3 protein-coding genes are annotated in these 4,437 nt (G+C 64.9%); 1 reads left to right on the forward strand and 2 read right to left on the reverse strand.

What is annotated here, in order from left to right:
- On the forward strand, nucleotides 1–3,089 hold a 3,089-nt coding region (locus AC30N0_RS10345), incomplete at its 5' end, for a hypothetical protein (protein ID WP_489517834.1).
- Here AC30N0_RS10345 and AC30N0_RS10350 read toward each other — a convergent pair.
- The gene (locus AC30N0_RS10350; RefSeq protein ID WP_489517835.1) at nucleotides 2,974–3,588 is read right to left on the reverse strand and encodes a PEP-CTERM sorting domain-containing protein; all 615 of its coding nucleotides are present in this window, start codon (nucleotides 3,586–3,588) and stop codon (nucleotides 2,974–2,976) included. The genes AC30N0_RS10345 and AC30N0_RS10350 overlap by 116 nt on opposite strands.
- A gap of 569 nt (nucleotides 3,589–4,157) precedes the next feature.
- A partial coding sequence (locus AC30N0_RS10355) for a hypothetical protein (protein WP_489517836.1) occupies nucleotides 4,158–4,437 on the reverse strand: 280 nt, incomplete at its 5' end.

Consider the following 4,437-nt stretch of genomic DNA (forward strand, 5'->3'; position numbering starts at 1 on the left):
CGATTCGTTACGCCGCCGGCAGCCCGGAGCAGCAACGCGCTCAGCTCGAGTCGCTCGCGGCGGCATGCATGGCGGACGGCCCGGTGAAGCTTCGAGATCACTACCGACCCGACGAACGCCCGTTGGTACAGGGCATGGTGGAGGCCGCGGCGAAGGCGGTGCGGTTGGGGATGCCCGCCCAGGCTACCGCGATCCTCGCGGCACTGCCCTTGGTGCAGCCGAACCTGCACGTGTTCATGGACTCGTCGTACTGGGTCGGTGAGGTCGCCACATACATTGCCCGGCAGGTCTTCGCCTGCTGCGCGTCCGGCACCCCGATTGGTCCCCGCGACCTGCTGCCGCGCGAACTGGCCGAGCTCGCTGCGACCTTGACTCCGAGTCTGACGGAAGCGGAGTTCCTCACCGCGCTCAGGGAGGCACTTGATGCGGACTACGAGGCGAAGGCCAAGGCCGCCCGAGAGGCGAAGAAAGACGCGCGCCACGAGTACAGCCACCACGCATCGGCTGTGCAATTCCTCAAGGAGCGAATGCCGCGCTGGCTCGATATCGCGCGTGACTTCGCACAGGCCGTTGTCGGTTCTGATTCCGCGGCACCTAGCTTGGCGCCACTGACGGCCGGCTGGATCACGCTGCGCAACAGCGACGATTACGACTCAGGCGGCCGCTCGGCGCAACGGCAGCACAACACGGTTGTCGAGCGCTTGCTGGCGTTGGCTCTTGCGGCGAACGACTCATTTCCTGCGGGCGAAGTCGCGGCACACATCGAAGCGGCCAGCGAACCGGACGCTACGACCTTGTCGAGCCTGATCGGGCTCGTCGCATTGCTGGCGTCTCGTCCGGCGTTCCATGCCATGGCCGGCACGCTCGCGATTAAGGCGAGCGCGGCCACCGAGAAGGAGCACGATGTCACCGATCGTGCCGCACACTTCGCGCGACTCGGGCAGGCGATCGCGTTGGCCAGCCCTGCCGAAGCGGTCGCGTATTTCCGGAAAGGGCTTGAGCAGATGGACGCGATCGGCTCGGGCGACTATCACTTCGTCGATGGGCTAATGCACTTCGCCGGCGCGCTGACCGGCGAAGGTCTCAGGCAGCGCGAGAGCCACACCTTGTCCAACATCTGCGAGCTCAACCTGGGTGAGGAGCGGAAGTTCGGCTGGGGTTCCTACGGCGCCGCGATGAGCCGGGTATCCGGTGTGACCGGGCTTGCAAGGCTGGCGCGGTGGCAGGACCGCGGGCGAATCTCGTTGGACTACACGCTGTTGCCGTACGTGCGGGCATTGCTGGAGGACGACAAGCTTGACGCCGAGCTCGCCCTGACGCTTCTGCGACTGTCGAATCCAGCCGAGCTCTACGTGTGCGGGACCACGCAGCTGGTCGCCACTCTCGAATCCAAACCGTCCGCACGCGTGCCCGCCGTGGCCACCGAGCTCGTCGCGCAATACCTGCAGAACAACCCTGGTTCACTGGGATCGGAAACGCCCCGCGCACTCGCCCGCTTTGCCGGCGCGGTGCTGGGCCAAGACGCATGGCAGCGGCAGTACCTGGACGCGGCGGCGGATCGGATAGAGGTCAAGCGCGATGACCACAACAGGCGTGCCAACTGGCGCACGCCCGGAGCCGACGCCGCGCCTCGAACCTGGGAAGACGAGCAGAACAAGGCGAAGGCGCACGTTCTGCAGATCGCCGCGGGGACCGATCCGCTCGATGAGGTCGCGGTGGGGCGCGTCATCGATGCGGCCAGCACGCAGCTCCGGAACATGCGCTTCTCGGGCGATGTCCTCGATGCGTTGCGAGCGAAGGTGGCGTTCAAGCATTGGCCTGCCTATCTCGCGCTGGTCGCGCGGCTCGAGATGTTGGACCTGTACGAAAAAGAACGGGAGCTGCGCACCTGCAAGGAACAATGGATCGGCTCCTCGCTCGCCGTAGCCGACGCGCTCAAGGCATGCGCACCGGTAATCGCAAGGGTGAATGCACGCGAATACATTTCCTTCGACTACCTGTCGGGCTCACACGTCCGCGCCCTCGAGGACATCTGTGGTCTGGAGCGCCGCGACGTGCTGATGCTCCTCATCCGCGAGTTCACCCGTCCCAAGATGCCAGTACCGGCCTCGGTGTGGCTCAACTTCGCTGCGGAGTTCAACGAAAAGGCTTCGCCCGGCGTGGGCGAGGCTGCGCTGACGCGCCTGCTGCAGAGCGGGCCGGCGAAGCTCGCGTCCAACACGGAGGACGGGGCGTGGCAGGACGCGATGACCTTTACCGGGGATGCGGTCGAGGCCATCTCGGCAATCACCTGGTTCCAGCTCGGTTCGCCCGTGACCCGGCAGCGGTGGTTCGCTGCCCATAGCCTTCGCACGGCGGTCCGACTCGGACGTGCCGAGGTGCTGGATGGCGTCGTTGCAAAGTATCAGCGCCGCGACGCGGTCCCCTTCCAGGCGCCGGAGTTGCCGTTCTTCTACCAGCACGCCCAGCTCTGGTTGCTCATCGCAATGGCGCGCATCGCACTAGAGGCGCCCGTGGTGGTTGCTCGGCAGGCCGATTTTCTCGAAGCGATCGCGTCGGACGCTGTCGAACGCCACGTGCTTCGGCGGCATTTCGCGTCGCAGGCACTGCTGGCATGTGTGAACGCAGGCAAGTTACGTCTGTCTAAGGCACGGGTTCAGAAACTGCAGCGCGTGAATCGATCGAGCTTCGCGGCCCGGAAGGAGAAGGACTACTACGGGAGCGATTTCTACGCTCCGCGTCCGAAGGACATGGCCAAGCCCCAGCCCGAACTGCATCTGGACTACGAATTCAGCAAAGCCGACGTTGCGCAGCTCGCGAGCCTGTTCCGACGGCCGCATTGGGAAACGGTGGATGACCTCGTCGCCAAGGTGCGTGAACACGACGCAGCGATTTCCTCCGGGCGAACTGGACGCACCACCGTCTGGCCTCCAGGCCTGGCCACGACCAGCCCGCCGGACCGATCCCGCAGGATCAGCTGTTCACACCTGACGTCGAGCGGCGACGGCGTCGCGCCGCGGCACCTGCCACGACCAGCGAGCCTGCCGCCAACAGCGCCAGCGAGTCAGGTTCCGGTACGGGCGTGGTGACCCCCAGACCCGGTGTGGTCTCGTAGCCGAAACCCCAGATGACGATCTGCCCAGGGACGGGTCGGACCGACACCTCGACCCAGCCGTAGCGTTTCACCGCCGGCTCGCTTTCGAACGAAAACCCGTAAAAGGAACCGCGATCGGGGTTACCCGACGGGAAGGTGATGCCCACGTCAGTCAAGAAAGGCGTCCCCGGACCGATGATCGAGCCGGGACCGAAGCCGAACTGGGAATCGTTCGTCGCGAACTCGGACGGCGCCAAGACGTTGACGATGAGCTTCGATGCGGAAGCGACCGAACTGGAGGCGTGCAGAAAATTGATGCCGGGAATTCCAGGCAGGGCGAACGACTCGCCCAGGGCAAGGTCTTCGTTCAACTCGAACGTAAGCACCTCGGCCTGCGCTGAGCCGGCGGCTAGGACAGCCGCACCGGCCATCAGCCCGGCCTTGGCAATCGACGCTGGGTTCACACGCGCGATTTTTAGCGTGGCATGACTCACGTTTGTCTCCATCTACCGTTGACTGTGTTTGCCGTTTGCAAAGCGGTTCGACTTTACGGTAAGTGTTCGGATCCGGTCCTGTCAACCCGCGAACCGGCGTCACAGATCGCCACCGTAAGCGCTGGTAGATGCCTTGGCCACCTAAGTCCCATTCATTGCCTTGGACAGGCAGCGTTACGGCCGGGACGCGCTGTCGATCTATGAGATCATGCACTGGCACACACCACGCCTCGGGCGCGGAGCGATAGGTAGTGGTAGGAACAAGAACGATGCCATGCCGGGGTCACCACCAAGTACCAGGCGTCCAGAGTGGCGCGCTTTGAAGCAGCCCTTCGCGACCGGCTACATCCGACCCTCTTCTGCCATTCGCGACGCCGACGCGATTGGTGGCAGTGCAGAAGTTTCGGTCTGTCAGTCGTCGCGGGCCTACTCACGCTGACCAGCACCAAGCGGAATTCCGGCCCGACGAGCTGACCTTGCCCGTGCTCCCATGCGGGGGCCAGCGTATGGCAACCATGGCAAGTGCGCGGCTGTCCCATCCGCTGACGCGCCCTACCGCCGGAAGCACGCTAGCACTCCGACTTCTCCATTTCGTTCGACCGGCCCGTCGTGTAACTCACCTCGAGCGAGGCACTCATCCGAATGACAGCGGTGGTATGCCAGTAGCGGCTACGCTCTCTGCCGTGTCCTCCGTCGTGGCGGCGCAGGCACACCAGCCACATCAGGTCGGCGTCGCGGGCCTCCAGGTACGCACGCACGACGTCAGTGCTGCACCACAGACGTGAGCCTTCGCTCGCACCTTCCTCATGTCGGCCGGATTCAATCCACGCGTCGGCCCGCACCACGGTT

It is taken from the genome of Rhizobacter sp. (assembly GCF_031412495.1).
Classification (GTDB): domain Bacteria; phylum Pseudomonadota; class Gammaproteobacteria; order Burkholderiales; family Burkholderiaceae_C; genus Schlegelella_A.